Source organism: Brevundimonas sp., from assembly GCF_030704825.1.
Classification (GTDB): domain Bacteria; phylum Pseudomonadota; class Alphaproteobacteria; order Caulobacterales; family Caulobacteraceae; genus Brevundimonas.
Genome location: NZ_JAUYNX010000022.1, coordinates 130,433 through 149,598, shown reverse-complemented (window position 1 = coordinate 149,598; position 19,166 = coordinate 130,433). Strand labels below are relative to the sequence as shown.

Sequence of the window (19,166 nt, the reverse complement as noted above, 5' to 3'; positions counted from 1 at the left end):
GGCGACGTCAGGGCGTCAGCGTCTGGCCGGCCGCCCGGCGGGCGTTGATCTCGGCCTGGACGGCCTCAAGCGCCAGGGCCCGGGCCTCGGCCGAGGGGTGGCCCCACTGCGGATAGCGGACCCGCCAGTTGAAGGCTCCGAACCGGCGCCAGAAGGCCGGGGCGATCGAGGAGTCGAAGCCGGCGCGCGCGACGAGATACAGCCCGGCCCGGTCGGCCTGCCGTTCGCTCCCTCCGGACCCGCCGGAAAGGGCCGGCACGGTCTGGGTCTGGCGGCCCCGCGCCTCGGACTCGTGCCAGTCCCGGTGCCCGAGGACATGGTGGGCCAGTTCGTGGCCGAGCACGAGGGCGAGCTCGTCGTCGGTCGCGGCGAAGCCGGCCATGGCGGTGGTGATGAACAGCCGCTTTCCGTCCGCCCGGGCGTTGAGTTCGTCGGAGGGATCGAGCTGGACGTCGTAGCCGCAGGCGCGCCGCGGCGTGACCGACACCATCCGGTCGGCGCCGTCGCGGCGGACGACAAGCGTCACCGGCCCGCGCGCCAGCGCGAGATCCAGCCGCTGGATGTTGGCTTCCAGCCCTTCGAAGGCGGCGGCCCGACGGTCGGGGCCGCGCGTCAGGGGCGCGCCATCGACGCTGAGGATCAGGTCGCCCTGGCGCAGGCCGGCGAGGGCCGCGGCCGACCCCTCCGGGACCGCCAGCAGCCCCGGCAGGTCGCCGTCCAGCCCGAACCGCGCCACGGCGTGGGGGCGCAGTTCGGGGCTGTACTGGCCGGCGGCGTGCAGCAGCCAGCCCGCCGAATTGCGCACCGCCGGGCAGAGTTCCGCATTGGCCGCCGACAGGCGATAGCCGACCCGTGCAACCCGCTGGTCCAGATCCGTCAGGGCGATCAGCCGCTGTTCCGCCGGGGCCGCGATCTCCAGACCGGGCCCCGCGACGGGCGCGCCGGAGCCGCAGGCCGCCAGGGCCGTCGCGGTCAGGAGCAGGACGGCCGGGACGAGAGCGGGGGAACGCCGGTTCGACATGGCCGCACCATGCGGCGGGGTCCCCGGCCTGCCAAGCCTCGAAACGCCGCACCGGAGACCGCGGCTCTTGGGAGTTCCTTAACAGGCGTCAATCACGTTGCGGATCACAGGACTTTGGGACCACAAAGAGCGATGAACCTCGACGGCAGGCGCGTTCTCGTCACGGGTGCGGACGGCTTCATCGGATCGCATCTGGTCGAGCATCTGGTGCGCGAGGGCTGCGAGGTGCGGGCCTTCGTGCAGTACAACAGCTTCGGACGCCGCGGCTGGCTGGATTTCAGTCCGCCGGAGATCGCCGACGGCCTCGACGTGTTCGCCGGCGACGTCCGCGATCCCCACGGCGTGCGCACCGCCATGACCGGGTGCGACGTGGTCCTGCACCTGGCCGCCCTGATCGCCATTCCCTACAGCTATCACTCGCCCGACACCTATGTGGACACCAATGTCCGGGGCACGCTGAACATCGTCCAGGCGGCGCGGGATCTCGGCGTCGAGCGGGTCGTGCATACCTCGACCAGCGAGGTCTACGGCACCGCCCGCTACGTGCCGATCGACGAGGCGCATCCGCTCCAGGGCCAGTCGCCCTATTCGGCCTCCAAGATCGGCGCCGACCAGATGGCGCTGAGCTTCCACGCCGCCTTCGGCACCCCGGTGACGGTATGCCGGCCGTTCAACACCTATGGCCCGCGCCAGTCCGCGCGCGCGGTCATACCGACCATCATCACCCAGATCGCCGCCGGAGCCGAGGAACTGAAACTGGGAGCCCTGGCGCCTACGCGCGATTTCAACCACGTCTCGGACACGGTGCGGGCCTTCACGGCCCTGGCGGCCTGCGACGCGGCCGTGGGCCAGACCGTCAATGTCGGCAGCGGGTTCGAGATCTCGATCGGCGACACCGTCGCCCTGATCGCCGAACTGATGGGCGCCGCGCCCCGGATCGTCGAGGACGGCCAGCGGCTGCGGCCCGCGCTCAGCGAAGTCGAACGGCTGTGGGCCGACGCCTCGCTGATGACCCGGCTGACCGGCTGGACGCCGGCCTATGGCGGCCATGAAGGCTTCCGCCGCGGCCTCGAGGACACCATCGCCTGGTTCCGAGAGCCCGGGAACCTGGCCGCCTACCATCCGGAGCGCTACGTCCTGTGACCGACCCCGCTGTCCTCCCGCGCCCGGACCCTGATCCGGTCGCCGAACGGATCGTCGCCGCGGTTCGCCGCGCCCTGCGCGACCCGGACGGGCCGGCCGCCCTGCATCAGCCGGAGTTTCGCGGTCAGGAATGGGCCTACATCAAGGACTGTCTGGACACCGGCTGGGTGTCCTCGGTCGGAGCCTGGGTCGATCGCTTCGAACGGGCCCTGGAGCAGGTGACGGGCGTGTCGCACGCGGTGGCGGCATCGACCGGCACGGCGGCCCTGCATATCTGCATGAAGCTGGCGGGCGTCGTGCGCGGAGACGAGGTGCTGGTCCCCGCCCTGACCTTCGTCGCCACGGCGAACGCCGTGACCTATGAGGGTGCGACGCCTCATTTCGTCGACGCCGACATGGAGTGTCTCGGGGTCGATCCGGACGCGCTCGAGGCGCATCTGCAGGCGACCGCCGTCGTCGAGGGAGACGTGTGCCGCAACCGGACGACCGGGGCGGTCATCCGGGCCCTGGTGGTGACGCATATTTTCGGCCTGCCCTGCGATCTGGACGCCCTGGCCGCCCTGGCCGAACGCTGGCGGCTGGTGCTGATCGAGGACGCCGCGGAGGCGCTGGGATCCTTCCGCGAGGGCGTGCATGTCGGCGGCCGGGGACGGCTGGCGGCCCTCAGCTTCAACGGCAACAAGATCGTCACCACCGGGGGCGGGGGCGCCATCCTGACCAATGACGCCGATCTGGCCCGCCGGGCGAAACACCTGACCACGACGGCGAAACGCCCCCACGCCTGGTCCTTCGACCACGACGAGATCGGCTACAACTACCGTCTGCCCAATCTGAACGCCGCCCTGGGCTGCGCCCAGCTGGAGCGGCTGGACGACATGATCGTCCGCAAGCGGGTGCTGGCGGGGCGTTACGCCGAGGCGCTGGCCGGGGTCGAGGGCGTCCGGCTCCTGACCGATCCGCCGGGCTGCCGGTCCAACGCCTGGCTCAACAGCCTCGTCCTGGAGGCGCCCGAGCTCCGGGACGCCGTGTTGACGGCGTTGAACGGCGCCGGCCTGATGTCCCGGCCGACGTGGACCCTCATGCACAGGCTGCCGATGTACGCGGCCTGTCCGCGCGCGCCGCTTGGCCATGCCGAGCGGCTGGAGGCCGGGGTGATCAGCCTGCCGTCCAGCGCCTGTCTGGCCGACACGTGACCGATCCCCGGCGCGTCTGCGTGGTGACCGGCGGCCGGGCCGACTATGGCCTGCTGCAATGGGTGATGCGCGACATCGCCGCCGAACCCGCCCTCGCGCTGCAGCTGATCGTCACCGGGGCTCATCTGGAGCCGCGTTTCGGCGAGACGGTCAAGGTCATCGAGGGGGACGGCTTCCGCATCGACGCGCGCGTGCCGCTGGACCTGACCGACGACACGCCGGCCGGCGTCGGCCGGTCGATGGCCCTGGCCCTGTCCGGGGTGGGGGAGGCGGTCGAACGCCTCCAGCCGGACCTCCTGCTGGTGCTGGGGGATCGCTACGAAATCCTGGCGGCGGCGATGGCGGCGCTGCTGCATGCCCTGCCCGTGGTCCATATCGCGGGCGGCGACATCACCCGGGGAGCCGTGGACGACGCCGCGCGCCATGCCCTGACCAAACTGTCCCACGTTCATCTGGCGACGCATGAACAGGCCGCGGACCGAATCCGGCAGATGGGCGAGGAGCCGTGGCGGGTGCATGTCGTGGGCAGCCCGGGACTGGACCATCTGCGGCGGACGCCGCTGCTGGACCGGGCGGCGCTGGAGACGGCCCTGGGGCGGCCGCTGGGCGGGCGCAACCTGCTGGTCACCTTCCACCCGGTCACCCTGGCGGCCGAGGGCGGGCTGACCCAGGTCCGGGCCCTGATCGCGGCGCTGGACGAGACCGCCGGCGACGCCACGGTCTGGATCACGGGGGTCAACGCCGACGCCGGCCGGGAGGCGATCGCGGCGGCCCTCGCCGACTGGGCCAGACGCCGGCCGAACACCCATCTGAGCGACTCGCTCGGCCAGATGCGCTATCTCTCGCTGATGAAGATCGCGGACGCGGTGATCGGCAATTCCTCCAGCGGACTTTACGAGGCGCCGTCGCTGGGAACGCCGACCGTCGACGTGGGCGACCGTCAGGCGGGCCGCCCGGCCGCGGCCTCGGTGATCCACGCCGAACCGTCGGCCGCCGCCATCGCCGAGGCCATCCGCCAGGCCCTGGCGGCACCGCGCGGTTCGGGCGAAACCCCCTATGGCGACGGGCGCAGCGCCGGGCGCATCGTCGAGGTCCTGAAGGGTCTGCCCGACCGCCCGACCCTGCTGGCCAAACAGTTCGTCGAGGCGGCGTCGTGACCCGGGCCGTGTTCGTCATCGCCGAGGCGGGGGTGAACCACAACGGGTCCGTGGAACGGGCGCTGGCGATGGTCGACGCCGGGGCGGCCGCGGGCGCCGACGCGGTGAAATTCCAGACCTTCGACGCCGGGCAGCTGGTCACGCGCCGGGCGGCCAGGGCCGCCTATCAGGTCGAGAACACCGGCGAGGACGGGGGTCAGCTGGAGATGCTGCGCGCCCTGCAATTGACGGCGGACGACCATCGGGCGCTGGCTCGCCGATGTGCGGAGCGCGGCGTGCATTTCATATCGACGGCCTTCGATATGGGCAGTCTGGAGATGCTGGCGGCGTTCGACATGCCGGCGGTCAAGATCCCGTCCGGCGACATCACCTGGGGCGCCATGCTGCTGAAGGCGGCGCGGCTGGGCCGGCCGCTGATCCTCTCGACCGGCATGGCCACGATGGACGAGATCGCCGAGGCCCTGGGGGCCGTCGCCTTCGCCCTGACCCGCGACGGCGAGCCGGCGGCGCGCGCGGAGCTGGCGACGGCGCTGGCGTCGGAGGCCGGTCTGGCGGCCGTGCGCGAACGGGTCACCCTGCTGCATTGCACGACCCAGTATCCGACGCCGCTCGAGGCCGTGAACCTGCGGGCGATGGGCACGATGGCCGAGCGGTTCGGCGTGAGGGTCGGCTATTCCGATCACACCCGCAGCCTGGCCGTGCCGGTGGCGGCCGTGGCGCGGGGGGCCGTGGTCATCGAGAAGCATTTCACCCTCGACCGGGGCCTGCCGGGACCCGACCACGCCGCCTCGCTGGAGCCGGACGAACTGGCCGCGATGATCGGGATGATCCGCGAGACCGAGCGGGCCCTCGGTTCGGCCGAAAAGGGGCCCACCGGCGAGGAGATGGCCAACCGGCTCGCGGCGCGGCGCTGCCTGGTGGCGGCCCGACCGATCATGGCGGGCGAAACGCTGACGCTCGACCTGCTGACCGCCAAACGCCCGTCGGACGGCCTGTCGCCGATGGAGGTCTGGGGGTTGGCGGGGCGGCCGGCGGCGGCGGATTTCGCCGTCGACGAGGTCATCACGCCCGGCGCGAAGGAGGCGGAATGAAGAGCTGGGAAGAGACCCTGTTGGGCCCCGACGAGTCGCTGGAGGTGGCGCTCAATTCCATCGACGCCTCGGGCCGCGGCATCTGCCTGGTGGTCGACGGCGAGCGGCGGTTGCTGGGGACGCTGTCGGACGGCGACATGCGGCGCGCCATCATCGGCGGCGCGACGTTGCAGACGCCCTGCCGTGCGGTGATGAACGCCCGGCCGACCAGCATCGCCGCCGCGGCGCCGCGCCGCGCCATCCTGGCCGAACTGCGCGACCGCAAGCTGCGCCATCTGCCCATCCTCAAGGACGGGGTGGTGGTCGGCCTGGCCATGCCCTCGGACTTCCTGTCCGTCCCCGATCGGCCCAACCGGGTCGTGATCATGGCCGGGGGCAAGGGCGAACGGCTGGCTCCGCTGACGCTCGACACGCCCAAGCCGATGCTGAAGGTAGGGCCCCGGCCGGTGCTGGAGACCATCGTCCGCACCTTCGCCGAACAGGGCTTCCGGCGCTTCTACCTGTCGACCAACTACAAGGCCGACCAGATCGAGGGCTATTTCGGCGACGGCTCCGACCTGGGGCTCGAGATCGACTATCTGCGCGAGACCCGCCCGCTCGGGACCTGCGGCGCGCTGAGCCTGATGCCGCGTCCGCTGGACGGGCCGTTCATCCTGGCCAACGGCGACGTGCTGATGCACATCGACTACTACAGCCTGATCGAGGCGCATGAGGCGTCGGGCGCGGACCTGACCGTGGTGGTGCGCGAACACCGTATCCAGGTGCCGTTCGGGGTAGTGGAGTCCGGTGACAACGTCGTGATCAGCATCACCGAGAAGCCGACCTTCGCCTATCCGGTGAACGCGGGCCTCTATGTGCTTTCCGAAAGCGCCCTGGACCTGATTCCGGCGGATCGCCCGATGGACATGCCCGACCTGCTGACCCAGATGCTCGCCCGGGGGCTCAAGGTGCGGAGCCAGAGGGACGACGGCTACTGGATCGATATCGGCCGGATGAGCGACTACGACCGCGCCAATGCAGAGTTTGGCGACTCCTTCTCCTGAGACCGGCCCGTCGGACGCCGGAACGTGCCGGGGGTCAAGAACATTGCCTCACCGAGGACGCCGGCGTTAGGGTCGGCGGGGCGTTGAGTTCGGGAGCAGGCTGATGCGGATCCGTCACGGAACGGGATGGTTGGCCGGGATGATCTGCCTGGCCGCGCTCATGCTCCCGCTGGCGGCCTGCGGCGGTGGCGGTGGCGGAGGCGGAGGAGGGGGCGGTGGCATTGTCACGCCGCCTCCGCCCCCGCCGCCTCCTCCCCCTCCGCCACCCCCTCCGCCCCCGCCACCGCCCCCGCCGTCAGCCTCGTCTCCCGAGTATCTGCGCAACTACGGCGTCGGGAACACGGGGGCTATCACGGCCTGGAACGAGGGCGCCACCGGCGCGGGGATCAATGTCGGCGTCATCGACAGCGGCATCCATTTCGCCTCGCAGGATCTGGCGGGCCGGATTTCCAGCGCTTCGACCGACATCGTCGTCGGCCGCAACACCCCCGACGGTCCCGACGATCACGGGACCTTCGTGTCCGGCATCGTCGCGTCCAGCTTCAACGGGTTCGGCACCATCGGCGTGGCCTATGAATCGACCATCGTCTCGATCCGCGCGGACGTCAGCGACTGCACCGACCCCGAGGATGAAATCTGTTTCAGATCGTCCGACCTGGCGCGGGCGATCGACTATGCGATCAACAACGGCGTCCGGGTCATCAACATGTCCCTGGGCGGCGAGGATCCGCTCGGCAGCCAGTTCGAGGCCGCCCTCCAGCGGGCCGTGAACGCGGGCATCGTGCTGACCATCGCCGCCGGCAACGAGGGCGGCGTGAGCCCCGAATGGCCGGGCCGGTACGCCACCGATCCCCGCTTCGCCGGCAGCATCATCGTGGTCGGCGCGCACGATAGCGCCAATGTGATCGCCAGCTTCTCCAACCGGGCCGGCGTTTCGGCGACGAGATACATCAGCGCGCCCGGCGTGGACGTCATCTCCGGATGCGACGGGACGTCCTGCTGGCGGATAAGCGGGACGTCCTTTTCTGCGCCCGCGGTGGCGGGAGCGCTGGCCCTGCTGCTGGACGCCTTCCCCAATCTGAGCGGACGGGACGCGGTGGAGATACTGCTGACGACGGCGAGGGACGCCGGAGATCCCAGCACCGACGCGGTTTACGGCCGGGGCCTGCTGGACATCGCCCGGGCCTTCCAGCCGGTCGGGTCGACCAGCGTTCCCATGGCCAGCGGAGCGACCCTTCGGGTCACGGCCCAGCGCTTCGCCTATGCGGGCGGAGCCTTCGGCGACGCGATCAGCCGGGCCCAGGGCCTCGAGACCGTCGGCCACGACGATTTCGATCGCCTGTTCAGGGTGAACCTCGGCGAATCCTGGGGCGTCGCCCCGCGCCACGCCGCCCGCATGACGCCGGCGCCGGCGCGCGCCCGGGCGCGGCTGGTGACCCAGGGGCCCCTGGGTTCGACCCTGACGCTGACGTCCAGCGCCGCGGTCGAGGACAGCGCGCATGACCTGGCCGCGGCGACGAGCGTGATCACCCCGTGGCTGGACGACCGCCGGGGCGAGGACGTCATGGTCGAGTTTTCGACGGGGCGGGGCGCGATCGCTCACTGGCAGGGGCGCAATGGCGCGCGATCGCCGTTCGAGCTGGGCGCGGGCGACGACTTCGCCTCGCTGGCGCAGGTGGACCGGGCCTGGCTGGGCGGGGTCCGTCTCGGCGCCCTGACCTTGTCGGCCGACGCCGGAACCGGCGACCGCGCCATGCCCTTCCAGGCCAGGGAACGGGACGTTTCGAAATACGCCCGCTTCGTCGCGGACTGGGAGGTGTCGCCGGGCGGCCGCCTGCGGTTCGCGGTTGGCGGGCTGGACGAGAAGCTGGGACCCCTGGGCTCCTATGCGCCGCTCGATTCGGGCTTCGCCCTGCCCAGCTCGACGACGTTCGGCTCCGTTTCGGGACAGTTCGCCCTCTCCGGGAACCTGTACCTGAACGCCGAGGCGGGCTGGTCCCGAACCGATCTCTCGGGACAGTTCCTGAGCCTGTCCGAGCAGGTTGTGAGTTCCAGCTGGAGCCTCGGGCTGACGACATTCTGCCGCCAGCTGGGGCTGGGATGCGAGACCCTGACCTGGTCGATCCGGCAGCCCCTGCGGGCCGAGAGCGGGATGTTCACCGCCTGGCTGGCGGACGCCCCGGCGGAGTATTTCGATCCGCTCGGCTATTCGGAACGCCGGTTCCCGGCCACGCCCAGCGGCCGGCAGATCGACATGTCGCTCGGCAGTCTGCACCGGCTTTCCAACAACTCGTACGTGGATTTGAGGGCGGTGGTCACGCGCGACGACCAGCATGTCCGTTCGGCGCCGACCGCCTATACGCTCATGGGCAGCTGGCGGACGGCCTTCTAGGGTTGCCGACATCTCCGGATCGCCTGTAGATGCCGGACTGGCGCCCAACCGATGGACGGGCGCGGAGCGGCGGGGCGAAACGAGCGATGGCCATCTACCCGGTGATCCTCTGCGGCGGCGCCGGGACCCGACTATGGCCCGCGTCGCGCCCCTCCCGGCCCAAACAGTTCATCGACCTGGTCAGCGACCTCTCGCTCTTCCAGGAGACGGTGCGCAGGATCGCCCCTCTCGCCGAGGCCGGACGGATCGTCGTCGTCGCCGGCCATGAGCACCGGCAGTATGTCGAGAACCAGCTGGCGGCGCTGGGCGTCGACGGAGACCTGATCCTGGAGCCGGCGGGCCGGGATTCGGCTCCCGCCATGGCCGCCGCCGCCCTTTGGGTCGAGCGGATCGACCCGGACGCCACCGCGGTCTTCGTGGCCTCCGACCACTATATCCCCGACGCCGGCGCCTTCAGGCAGGCCGCGGTCGACGCCGTCGCGGCCGCGGCGCCGGGGCGGATCGTGACGCTCGGCATGACGCCCGCGTCCCCCTCGTCGGCCTATGGCTATATCCAGCCGCGGGGGACCGGCCTGGCCCCGGTCGGCCGGTTTGTCGAGAAGCCGGGGCGGGCCGACGCCGAGCGGTACCTGGAAGAAGGCTACCTCTGGAACAGCGGCAATTTCGTCGCCCCGGTTCGAACCCTGCTGGCCGAGATGAAAACCTTCGTCCCGGACGTGGTCGCCGCCGTGGGAGCCGCCCTGCCGGACCCCGGACAGGGTCGGGTTCACATCCTCGGTCCGGCCTTCGCCGCGGCGACGAAAATCTCGATCGACTATGCGGTCATGGAGCGCAGCGACAAGGTCTGGGTGTTGCCGGCCTTCTTCGAATGGTCGGATCTCGGCGCATGGGACGCCGTGGCCGCGACGGGAAGCGGCGCCCGCGGCGACTGGATCGGTCACGCCAGCGAAGGCTGTCTGGTCCGCGCCGCGCCGGGCATGGTGGTGGCGACGGCGGGAGTGTCGAACCTGGCGATCATCGTCGAACCGGACGCCGTGCTGGTCTGCGACCTGGATCACGCCCAGGATGTGAAGGCGCTGGTCGAGGAACTGGGACGGCGCGAGCCTCGTGGCGGCGGCGGGATCGCCGGAGACGATGTCACGCTGAACCAGCTGTCGCGCCAGTTCACCCGATGGCTGAAGCTGAGCGCCTTGCCGCTGTGGGCGACGCTTGGGGTCGGCGCCGATGGCGGGTTTGTCGAAACTCTGGATGACGACGGGGCCACGACGGGCGACTTCCGGCGCGCGCGCGTTCAGGCCCGCCAGGCCTTTGTCTTCAGCCTGGCGTCGGAATGGGGCTGGGGCGGTGACTACGCCCCGATCGTCCAGCGGGGTCTCGCCCGCTTCGAGGCGACGAACCTCAGGTCCGACGGGCTCTACCGGACACGGGTGGACGGCTCGGGCGCAGTGCTCGACGAGACGGCGTCCCTCTACGATCAGGCCTTCGTCCTGCTGGCGACCGCCGCCGCCGCCGCCGCCGGGATCGACCCGGATCGATGCAGGCGAACGGCGGCGCGGCTTCTGGCGTCGCTGGACGTTCTCGCCCTTCCCCAGGGCGGCTGGCGCGAGCTGGCGGGGCCTCCGTTCCAGGCCAATGCGCACATGCATCTGCTGGAGGCGGCGCTGGCGTGGGAGGCTCTGGAGCCTGACGGGGCCTGGACGGCAATCGCCGATGTCATCGTGGGCATGGCGAAGGCGCATTTCATCGACGAGGCCGGGTTCCTGCGAGAGTTTTTCGGACCGGATTGGCGGCCCGACGGGGGCGAGGCCGGGCGGCTGGTCGAGCCGGGGCATCAGTTCGAATGGGCCTGGCTGCTGACCCGATGGGGCCGGCTGCGCGGGGATCGATGGGCGGTCGAGACGGCGAAACGCCTGTTCGCGTCGGGCGAGCGGGGCCTCGACCCGGCGCGGGGCGTGGCGATCGATGAGCTCGACGATCATCTGCGACCGAGGTCGTCGCGCGCCAGGCTTTGGCCGCAGACCGAGTGGCTGAAAGCCGCGCTGATCCTGGCGGAGGAAACGGACGGCGACGAGCAAGGCCGGCTGCTTGGAAGCGCCGCCAGCGCGTTGCGCGGATTGACCCTGTACCTCAGGCCGGAAGGGCTGTGGCGCGACAAGCTGGGCGTCGACGGCGTCCTGGACATCGAACCGGCCCCGGCGAGCTCGCTCTATCACATCGTGGCCGCTTACCGGCAGCTTCGTGAAACCGGATCCGTTCTGCCGGGCTCGGGAATAGAGACGCCCGCGCCGTCGCCGGCCTGAAGCGGTCAGTCGGCCCGTCGGGTACCGTGGCGCGACTTGCGAGGCGCGGCGACCACCGGGGTTTCGGCCGGAAAGCGCAGCGGCAGGGCCGGGAGTTCCCCATAGAGACCGGCCGATCGCGACGGGCCGGAATTCCAGTCGCCGCCGACGGCTGCATTACGGGTCTGAGGGTCGATCATGCGCGATACTCCTCCCAAGGGCGGCATTCTTTACATCCCGGTAATGTTGACGCAACCCGGAACGTCTTTCAGCTTGACGCCGTTGTGCGACAGTTCGTTGCGAGGATCGCGGGCGGGCGGGCGGGCGCGTCGGACCTTGCACTGAATTTCTCTGACACGATTGTCTTCGGCTCGAAGCAATCCAGGATTGTGAGTTGCGACCTTTCTTGGGACGGAGCTACGCTGTTATAGGATGCGGTCGCGCGCCCCGGTCCCTGGCGACAAGGATAGGGATAAGCGTGGCGTTTGCTGTACAGAGAGTCATGCTTTCAAAGCTTTTCCGAAATCGACCCCGGGTCGCCGCGCCCCTGGCGCCCTCTGTTCCGGACGGGACCGTGGTCTGGGCCGTGGGCGACATCCACGGCCGCCTCGACCTGCTTCTACCCATGGTGGAGGCGATCGCCGCCGACCTCCATGCCAGCGCAGCAGACCGGAAGATGGTCGTTTTTCTAGGCGATTATATCGACCGGGGGCCGGATTCCCGCGGCGTGCTCCGGTTGCTCGCCGGCCTTTCCCGCGCCCAGGGCGTGGAATGGCGGTTTCTGAAAGGGAACCATGAGCAGGCGATGCTGGAGTTCCTCGATGATCCCACGGCTGGCGCGCGGTGGTGCGAATACGGCGGTGATCGTGCGCTTCAATCCTGGGGCCTGCGGGTCCCCGAGCTGGCGCACAGGACCGAGGCGTGGGCGCGGGTGGCGGCGGACCTGCGCCACAAGCTGACGAAACGCGAAATGGACTTCCTTGAGACCCTGGAGCTGAGCGTGACCGTGGGCGACTATTTCTTCTCCCATGCCGGCGCCCGCCCGGGGCTCGCGTTGGATCGCCAGTCTCCCCAGGATTTGATGTGGATCCGTCAGCCGTTCCTGAACAGCCGGACAGCGTTCGAATGTATGGTCGTGCATGGCCATACGCCGACGACAAGCGTTCATGCGGATCAGCGGCGTATCGGGATCGACACCAAGGCCTATGACTCGGGCGTCCTGACAGCCCTGCGGCTGGAGGGGTGTGAACAGAGCCTCCTGCAAGCCGTCGGGCCGCGGCGCGGGGCGCAGGCTCGTTACGGGGGCGAGGAGTACCCACCGAGGGAGAATGCCGGCGTGGCTATTCGCGCCGTGGGCTTGTCGTGCGACGCGCTGAAATGAACCTGTCCGACAGTCCGGCGGCCGCCGGGGCCACGCCCTGAGTCTGCGCGTGCTCGCTCAGCGCGCCGGGTCGGGCCGCCCGGCCAGTTCGAGCAGGCCGCAGCACAGGGCGAAGACGACGGCCAGCGCAGCCGTCCGCAGCGGATAGTCGCCGACGGAGTGAAGAAGCAGGACGCCGACGCCGATGCTGGCGGCGCGCTGCAGATCCCTTTCCCGGGAAGGAGGCGCCTTCCAGGCGCTCCAGCAACGCCTGGCGTACCAGACGAGGAAGGCCAGGATCAGGCCCGCGCCGAGCCAGCCGGCTTCGAGCCAGGTCTCCAGGTATTCATTGTGCGCCTGGTTGAAGAAGCTCCCGTCGAGTTCTTCCAGGGGCTCGACTGAACGATACACCGGATCGAAACTGCCGATTCCCGATCCGAGCGGGAGGTAGGTCTGGGCGGTTTCGGCCACGAGCGGCCAGCGCTCGAAGCGAAGTTCGGGAACTCCTTCCGTATCAAACCGGGCGAGGATCGGCGGCAGCGCCAGCACGGCGACGGCCGTCAGAGCCGCCCCGACCGCGCCAACCACGAGCAGGAGTCCGGGACCTGGCCGACCCCGTCCCGCTGCGATCCAGGTCGCAAGCAGGCTGGCCATCATGACGGGTGCGAACAGGGTGATCCCGGCCCGCGACCGTATGGCGGCGAGCGCCACCACGACCAGGCCGGCGAACAGGGCGCCGAACCACAGGGCCGAGGTGCGTTGATTCCGCCGCCTGAGCGTCGCGGCCCCAAGGGTGATGGCGAAGGGCAGGGCGATCAGGAGGTGGGACGCCAGGTGATTGCGGTTGGCGAAAAAGCCGTTGACGGAGCCGGCGTCGGTGGTCGCCCACGGATAGAGGCGTTCGCCGCCGCTGGCCAACTGGGCGGCGCCGAGGACGATCCCCACAATCGCTCCGGCGATGCAGAACCGGACCAGAGTCTCGCGCTGGGGCTGGGACAGCGACAACATGGCGATGAAGAAGGCCGCGGGCGGCGTCAGCGCCAAGGCCGACCGCCACGTGTGATCCGGGGCGAGGCTCAGGGGACTCCAGCCTGGCTCAAGGCCGGCGAGTTGAAGCGCCAGCACCATCTGGTCCCGGCCGGGGAGACTTCCCCATACCGCCGGAGGGAGCGGAATCAATTGGATCAGGGGAAGGGCGATGACCGCGGCCAGAAGGCCGAGGGCGAACCGATGCTCACGCCATATCCCGGTGCGGATCAGCCGCCCGGCGCCGAGAACCAGAAGCGGAAGGGCGGCCAGTTCGACGAGCGCCAGTCGGAGCGCGTGATCGCGGCTGGCCCCGCCGAACACGAACGAAAGGGCCAGCAGGATGGCCGCCGCTATCGCGACAGCATCCCAGTGGCCCTTCCAGATCTTGTTTGGCACGCGCTACGTCAGCAGAATGGCGACCGCAGCGCGAACCCGATCAGCTTAATCGCTTTCCGAGTCGTCGTCGTTCAGAACGACGATGGTCGCGATGATCACGGCGGTGCCGATCAGGAGGACCGGAAGCGGAATGCCGGCGAACTCCGAACTGGCGCCGGCGCGGGCGCCGACGCGGTCGCCCACGCGGGCGGCGGCGGTGTTGTTGGCGGCGGCGGCTTGGCCGGCCACCAGCAGCAGGCCCGCCGTGACAGCGGCGATGGTCTTACGCATTCGAAATCCCCTTGTTCAGGTCATTTGGTACGGGCTGACCCGCGACGTATCGAGAAACGGGTATATGCGGCGATGGTTTCAAAATCAATATGCATTCAAGGCAGCGGTGTGATCTTTGGGCGACTCTTCAATTTTAGATGCGGTTCAACCGGCGGGGGAAATTTCGATCCGGTCAAACCAGACCACGGTCCGGGATCGGCGATCGCCAGCCCGGGTTTCCAGCCTCAGCCACTGCGCAGGGCAGCTGTCGGGGACATTGATGCGGGCTGAAACGGTCGTCCAGGCGTTCGGAGTCGCGTTGGGGACACCGGCCGGAACAGAGGCGACGGCACCTCCAGTGGCGCAATAGAGGGTCCAGGCCAGCCGGGCCGCCGGGTTTCCGGTCTCGGTCCTGACCTCGGCGGTGAATCTATAGGCGCCCGGCGCCAGGGACGTCAGTTGCTCCGCGACTGGTCCGGTGGCGTAGCCGTCGTAGTCGACGCGCAAGGCGGGATTGGACGAGCGAAGATCGTCGGCGACGACCTCCGCCACAATGCCGGCCCTCTGGACGAGTCGCCACTGGAACGGTTCCGGCGCCGCTGCGTCGGCGAAGCCGCCATTGGTCACGGCCGCGCCGGGCGGGGGGCGGTTTATCCGTCCACGGACCGTGCGGAGGGCCTCCAGCTGACGCTTGCCCAGCAAGGTTCGATAGAGGCGCTGTAGTTCGTCGTTGGTCAGGGGCGCTTGGCTCGTCTGGAGCAGGATGGCAAGGCTTGCGGCGAGCTGCAGTTCCTGGGCGGTCTGGTTGAGGCCGCTCAGATAGGCTGTGCGCCACGGCGGCCGGGCCGCCAGCAGGCTGGCGATCACCGGCAGCGACCGCTGCGGATCTTCCGTGCCTGCGACGGTGAACAGCCGGAAGACCTGGGGCTGAATGTCCTGTCGACGACGAACCAGCGTATCGGCGTGGGCGAAGGCCGAGGCGTAGTCGCCGCGCCGAAGGCGGCGCTCGACCAGCCAGGCGTGGGCGGGGTCGTCGCGCAGGCTCCAGTTTCCGGCGAGGGTCAGGATGTCGTCCGCGGCGTCCTCACGCCCGGCCCGGGCTTCCGTCAGGCCAAGAACGCGAAGCGCCCGGACGTCGAACGGGGAGCGGGCCAGCGCGTCGCGGCTGAGGGCCGCGGCGTTGTCAACGCGGCCGGCGGCCAGTTCGGATTCCGCCGCCCGTTGCAGAACCAGCGGCGACCCCGGGGCCAGGCGGATCGCGGCCTCGACCGGGGCCCGCTGCATCAGAGGCTGAATGGCGATCTGCCAGCCCAGCACAACCGCGCCGACGATGAGGCCATAGGAAGCGAAATCACCGACGCCGACGCGCCGACGCGGGGAGGCGGACCTATCCGCCTTGTCCCTCAACCCCGCTTGCCCTTCTTGACGTCCTCTTGTTCCGGTTCGGCTCCGTAATGGTAGTCATAGGCGTAGTCATAGCCGCCGTAGGAGGTCGACTTCGCGTTGAACTTCGTCAGCACGGCGCCGAGCAGGTGGGCCCGGCCCACCTGGATGCGCCGAAGGGCTCCCCGCGCCTGACCCCTGCGGGTGCCGCGGGACTCAAGCACGAACAGGACGCCGTTGACCGCGGCCGCCAGCATCGGAGCGTCCGCGAAGCCCAGCACAGGCGGGCCGTCGAAGACGACGTGGTCGAAATTGTTTCGGGTCTCGGCCAGGAACTGGCGCAGACGGTCTCCGCCCCACAGTTCCGCCGGATTGGGCGGCAGGGGGCCGCAGGGAATGAAGAACAGATTCTCGTGCCGCGTACGCTGCACGACCCCTGCCAGGTCTGCCGAACCGGAGAGCAGATTGCTCATGCCGCGCTCATTCTCAACGCCGACCATACGGTGCATCGATGGATTGCGCAGATCGCCATCGACCAGAAGCACCCGCTTGCCGACTCGCGCGAGGTTGAGGGCCACGGCATAGGCCGTGGTCGACTTGCCCTCGGCCGGACGGGCGCTGGACACCAGCAAACTGCTCGGCGCACCATCTGGCGTCGAAAACTGAAGCGCGGTTCGAAGGGAGTAATACGCCTCCGAGAACCCGGATCGGATGTCCGCAAGAGCATCCGCTGTCGTCTGCCCCTTCTCCAGCAGCGGGACGACGCCCAGAACGGGAACGCCCAGCTTCTTCTCGACATCGTCAGGCGTCGCCACGGTTTCGTCGAGCGCTTCCAGAACCAGGGCCGCCAAGACGCCGAGCCCAAGGCCCAGCAGCGCGGCTAGCGCCATGTTCAGCAGCATATTCGGCTTGGACGGCTCCCGGGGGGGGGTGGCAAGGTCAACGATCGAGATGTTGTTCGCGGTCACGCCGCCCGTGACGCCGACCTCCTTATACCGCTGCAGCAGTCCCTCGTAGAGGGTGCGGGTGGTGTCCAGTTCGCGTTGCAGAATGTTGTACTGAATCGATCGGTCCCGCAGGTCGAGGACATCGCCTGTCAGTCCGGTCACCTGGGCCTGAAGCGAACGCTCCTGGTTGGCGGCGATCTCGTACTGGCTCCGGATTGAGCTGCGGATGTTGCCGGCGATTGTCCGAATCTGGCCATCGGCTTCCTCGATCTGGGCCCTGAGGCGCACCATCTCCGGATAGTCCGGTTGATAGACGCTGAGCTTCTGCTGATACTCCGCGTCCAGAACGGCCCGCTGCTCCGTCAGCCGCTGGATGGACGGATTCTGAAGGACCTCGGGGAGAGTCATAAGTTCCGAGGATCTCGCGGAGCGCCATCGCTCTTCGGCGGCCACTCTTTGAGCACGCACTTGAGCCAGTGCGCTGTTGAGCGCCACGAGGTTGTTGGACGTCAGCGACTGGGTGGAACCACCTTCCGCTTCGCCTTCGCTGGGTTCGCCGACGTTAATGATCTGCTGGTTGGCCGCATAGGCGACCAGCTGGCGCTCCGCGGATTCCAGGCGTTCCTTAGTCTGGGCGATCCGCTCTTCCAAAAACTCGCGGGCGTAGGAAGAGCTCTCGAATTTGCGGTCCAGATTGGACTGAATGAAATTCTCCGCGAAGCCGTTGGCGATACGGGCCGCTACGACGGGATTCGGGTTGTCGTAGCCGATCGCAACAAGGCGCGAGCCGCGGACGGGCGAGACGCTGAGGTTGTTCTGGAGGGCTCCGAGCGCCGCTGCCCTGCGGTGTGCGGCCTGAGCAGCAGCGGTTCCGCCGACCTCGGGCGGTGCGACACCCATGGCTTCAAGCGCCTCGTTAGAGCTGGCCAGACCCAGGCTCTCGATGACGCGCTCGGCGAGCGACCGGCTACGAAGCAGGCCGTACTGGGTTTGGAAGAACTCCTCCCCCTGCATCATATTTTCACGCGGGACGACGTCTTCGGTGTCCAGGACGCGGGCGGCCTCGCGATCGATCTGCAAGGTCGCCTGGGCCGTATAGATGGGCGTCATGAGGAGCGTAAGCGTCGCGCCGATGACGAGAGCGCCCAGGAAACAGCCGATGATCAGGAAGCGGTATTTGAGCGCCAGCCGCCAATAGACCGCCAGATCCAGAACCGGCTGGTCCTCGCCGTCGGCGGCCCAGCCGTCGGCCGGCACGGCGTACGGCGCTTCGCGGGAATCACCGAACCCGGGGCCCGGACCCGGGCCGCGTCGATCAGCGAAATTGTCGTCGCCCAGCATCATGCCATCCGCTACGCTTTGCGGCCGCGGCCGCGCTGAAACATGTCGGGCTGATATCGCAAAGCCCGGCTCCGCGCACACAAAATCGGTTGTGTCTCGCCTTGAATATCCGCCGCCGCCCGAGACCTGTTCGTCCCGACGTCGGCGGTTCGCCCTGTCCTGTTCGGTGGCCGCAGCCTCAGAACGGCCGGAAAATCGCCAGGGCCGGAACGGCGCCCAGGATCTCGCGCAGGGCCGAATTGAGCCGCGAGGTGTCGACCACGACGACGTCGTCGCCCAGCACCTCCGGATCGGGGGCCCGGCCCTGGCGGATCGCCGCCAGGTCGAACAGGGCCACTGATCGCCGGCCCTCGATCGTGCGGAACACCGCGACCTTGGTCAGGTCGGCGACACGCGTGGGGCCCTCCGCCATGGCCACGGCCTGGAGCAGCGAGGTCGCGCCGCGCATCTCGTAGACGCCGGGCTTGGTCACCGCCCCGTCGATGGTGATCTTCTGGCTGGCGGCCTCCTTGACGGTCACCGTGACCTGGGGATCGCGCAGATACCGCGCCGCCAGCCGTTCGGCGATGTCGGACGACATCTCGCCGGCGGTCCGGCCCGCGCCGCGCACCGCCCCGATCAGCGGCATGTTGATATTGCCCGAGGTGTCGACCACCAGTTCCTCGAACGACAGGTCCTCGACCTGGAACACCCGCACGTCCAGCTTGTCGCCGACGCCGATCCGATACTCGGCCTGCGGCGCGGCGACCGTGTGCACCGATTGCAGATCGACGGGTTGGGCGGCGGTCATCTGGCCGACGTCCATCCGGGGGCCGCCGCAGCCCGTGAGCAGGACGGCCGCGAGGACGGACAGGAGTGAAAGGGCGCGCATCACGGGCGATGATACCTCGAAAAACGGACAGGGCCTGACGGGACCGGACGGACAACACGGGCGCCGGGAGCCCGGCTGGCGACCGTGCCGGACTCCGCCCGCGCCGGGAAGCGTTGTCCAGCACCGGGAGCGGGCGGTCAACCGGGGGCGTTCGTTTCTTGTGGTCGCGGTCAGCGTCGAGGCTGTGGGGGGGGGGGGGGGCGAAACCCGAATCCGCAGCTGTCACGCAAGCCACATCGGCGGGCCAAGGGCCATCGCCTCGGGAGTCGGA

General features: G+C 69.4%; 15 protein-coding genes. 8 read left to right on the top strand and 7 right to left on the bottom strand.

What is annotated here, in order from left to right; all coding sequences use genetic code 11:
- Positions 1-7: 7 nt before the first annotated feature.
- Entirely contained in the window at positions 8-1,021 is a 1,014-nt protein-coding gene (locus Q8Q71_RS12590; protein WP_305759941.1) for a M48 family metalloprotease, read from the bottom strand.
- A 132-nt stretch (positions 1,022-1,153) separates the two neighbouring features.
- Here Q8Q71_RS12590 and Q8Q71_RS12585 point away from each other — a divergent pair, with 132 nt between their 5' ends.
- The 7 genes from Q8Q71_RS12585 (at position 1,154) to Q8Q71_RS12555 (ending at position 11,340) form a co-directional block, all read left to right on the top strand.
- Positions 1,154-2,164 carry an NAD-dependent 4,6-dehydratase LegB gene (locus Q8Q71_RS12585; RefSeq protein WP_305759940.1) on the top strand — a complete coding sequence of 337 codons (1,011 nt, stop codon included), beginning with the start codon at positions 1,154-1,156 and terminating at the stop codon, positions 2,162-2,164.
- A complete protein-coding gene (locus Q8Q71_RS12580) occupies positions 2,161-3,357 on the top strand; it encodes a LegC family aminotransferase (RefSeq protein ID WP_305759939.1) in 1,197 nt (398 codons plus the stop codon). The genes Q8Q71_RS12585 and Q8Q71_RS12580 overlap by 4 nt, the downstream gene beginning before the upstream one ends.
- Positions 3,354-4,514, top strand: coding sequence for a UDP-N-acetylglucosamine 2-epimerase (neuC, locus tag Q8Q71_RS12575; protein WP_305759938.1), 1,161 nt, complete (start codon positions 3,354-3,356; stop codon positions 4,512-4,514). The genes Q8Q71_RS12580 and neuC overlap by 4 nt, the downstream gene beginning before the upstream one ends.
- The gene (neuB, locus tag Q8Q71_RS12570) at positions 4,511-5,605 is read left to right on the top strand and encodes an N-acetylneuraminate synthase (RefSeq protein WP_305759937.1); all 1,095 of its coding nucleotides are present in this window, start codon (positions 4,511-4,513) and stop codon (positions 5,603-5,605) included. Before neuC ends, neuB begins: the two co-directional genes overlap by 4 nt.
- A complete protein-coding gene (locus tag Q8Q71_RS12565; protein WP_305759936.1) occupies positions 5,602-6,648 on the top strand; it encodes a nucleotidyltransferase family protein in 1,047 nt (348 codons plus the stop codon). The genes neuB and Q8Q71_RS12565 overlap by 4 nt, the downstream gene beginning before the upstream one ends.
- A 103-nt stretch (positions 6,649-6,751) precedes the next feature.
- Positions 6,752-9,040, top strand: a complete 2,289-nt coding sequence (locus Q8Q71_RS12560) for a S8 family peptidase (RefSeq protein WP_305759935.1) — start codon at positions 6,752-6,754, stop codon at positions 9,038-9,040.
- 86 nt (positions 9,041-9,126) lie between these two features.
- The gene (locus Q8Q71_RS12555; RefSeq protein ID WP_305759934.1) at positions 9,127-11,340 is read left to right on the top strand and encodes an AGE family epimerase/isomerase; all 2,214 of its coding nucleotides are present in this window, start codon (positions 9,127-9,129) and stop codon (positions 11,338-11,340) included.
- A 5-nt stretch (positions 11,341-11,345) separates the two neighbouring features.
- On the opposite strand, the gene Q8Q71_RS12550 is transcribed toward Q8Q71_RS12555, so the two are convergent.
- Positions 11,346-11,519 (bottom strand): hypothetical protein, encoded by a 174-nt coding sequence (locus tag Q8Q71_RS12550; protein ID WP_305759933.1) that lies wholly within the window; start codon positions 11,517-11,519, stop codon positions 11,346-11,348.
- 302 nt (positions 11,520-11,821) lie between these two features.
- Between Q8Q71_RS12550 and Q8Q71_RS12545 the strand changes: the two genes are divergently transcribed.
- Positions 11,822-12,700: a metallophosphoesterase family protein gene (locus Q8Q71_RS12545; RefSeq protein ID WP_305759932.1), complete on the top strand. Its 879-nt coding sequence runs from the start codon at positions 11,822-11,824 to the stop codon at positions 12,698-12,700.
- A 57-nt stretch (positions 12,701-12,757) separates the two neighbouring features.
- Here the strand turns inward: Q8Q71_RS12545 and Q8Q71_RS12540 are convergent, their stop codons facing one another.
- The 5 genes from Q8Q71_RS12540 to Q8Q71_RS12520 form a co-directional block, all read right to left on the bottom strand.
- Positions 12,758-14,104 (bottom strand): O-antigen ligase, encoded by a 1,347-nt coding sequence (locus tag Q8Q71_RS12540; protein WP_305759931.1) that lies wholly within the window; start codon positions 14,102-14,104, stop codon positions 12,758-12,760.
- A 45-nt stretch (positions 14,105-14,149) separates the two neighbouring features.
- Complete coding sequence (locus tag Q8Q71_RS12535; RefSeq protein ID WP_305759930.1) at positions 14,150-14,374, bottom strand: hypothetical protein; 225 nt, start codon at positions 14,372-14,374, stop codon at positions 14,150-14,152.
- 144 nt (positions 14,375-14,518) lie between these two features.
- Positions 14,519-15,637: a lipopolysaccharide assembly protein LapB gene (locus Q8Q71_RS12530; RefSeq protein WP_305759929.1), complete on the bottom strand. Its 1,119-nt coding sequence runs from the start codon at positions 15,635-15,637 to the stop codon at positions 14,519-14,521.
- 119 nt (positions 15,638-15,756) lie between these two features.
- On the bottom strand, positions 15,757-18,024 hold the full coding sequence (locus Q8Q71_RS12525) for a GumC family protein (protein WP_305759928.1): 2,268 nt from the start codon (positions 18,022-18,024) through the stop codon (positions 15,757-15,759).
- Between the two features lie 178 nt (positions 18,025-18,202).
- Positions 18,203-18,895, bottom strand: coding sequence for a polysaccharide biosynthesis/export family protein (locus Q8Q71_RS12520; protein WP_305759962.1), 693 nt, complete (start codon positions 18,893-18,895; stop codon positions 18,203-18,205).
- Positions 18,896-19,166: the final 271 nt, after the last annotated feature.

What these genes read in the sequence shown, in the direction of transcription:
- Q8Q71_RS12590 (WP_305759941.1), bottom strand. Translation starts at nt 1,021, where the DNA reads ATGTCGAACCGGCGTTCCCCCGCTCTCGTCCCGGCCGTCCTGCTCCTG.
- Q8Q71_RS12585 (WP_305759940.1), top strand. Translation starts at nt 1,154, where the DNA reads ATGAACCTCGACGGCAGGCGCGTTCTCGTCACGGGTGCGGACGGCTTC.
- Q8Q71_RS12565 (WP_305759936.1), top strand. Translation starts at nt 5,602, where the DNA reads ATGAAGAGCTGGGAAGAGACCCTGTTGGGCCCCGACGAGTCGCTGGAG.
- Q8Q71_RS12550 (WP_305759933.1), bottom strand. Translation starts at nt 11,519, where the DNA reads ATGATCGACCCTCAGACCCGTAATGCAGCCGTCGGCGGCGACTGGAAT.
- Q8Q71_RS12545 (WP_305759932.1), top strand. Translation starts at nt 11,822, where the DNA reads ATGCTTTCAAAGCTTTTCCGAAATCGACCCCGGGTCGCCGCGCCCCTG.
- Q8Q71_RS12530 (WP_305759929.1), bottom strand. Translation starts at nt 15,637, where the DNA reads ATGCAGCGGGCCCCGGTCGAGGCCGCGATCCGCCTGGCCCCGGGGTCG.
- Q8Q71_RS12525 (WP_305759928.1), bottom strand. Translation starts at nt 18,024, where the DNA reads ATGCTGGGCGACGACAATTTCGCTGATCGACGCGGCCCGGGTCCGGGC.
- Q8Q71_RS12535 (WP_305759930.1), bottom strand. Translation starts at nt 14,374, where the DNA reads ATGCGTAAGACCATCGCCGCTGTCACGGCGGGCCTGCTGCTGGTGGCC.
- Q8Q71_RS12520 (WP_305759962.1), bottom strand. Translation starts at nt 18,895, where the DNA reads ATGCGCGCCCTTTCACTCCTGTCCGTCCTCGCGGCCGTCCTGCTCACG.
- Q8Q71_RS12560 (WP_305759935.1), top strand. Translation starts at nt 6,752, where the DNA reads ATGCGGATCCGTCACGGAACGGGATGGTTGGCCGGGATGATCTGCCTG.
- Q8Q71_RS12555 (WP_305759934.1), top strand. Translation starts at nt 9,127, where the DNA reads ATGGCCATCTACCCGGTGATCCTCTGCGGCGGCGCCGGGACCCGACTA.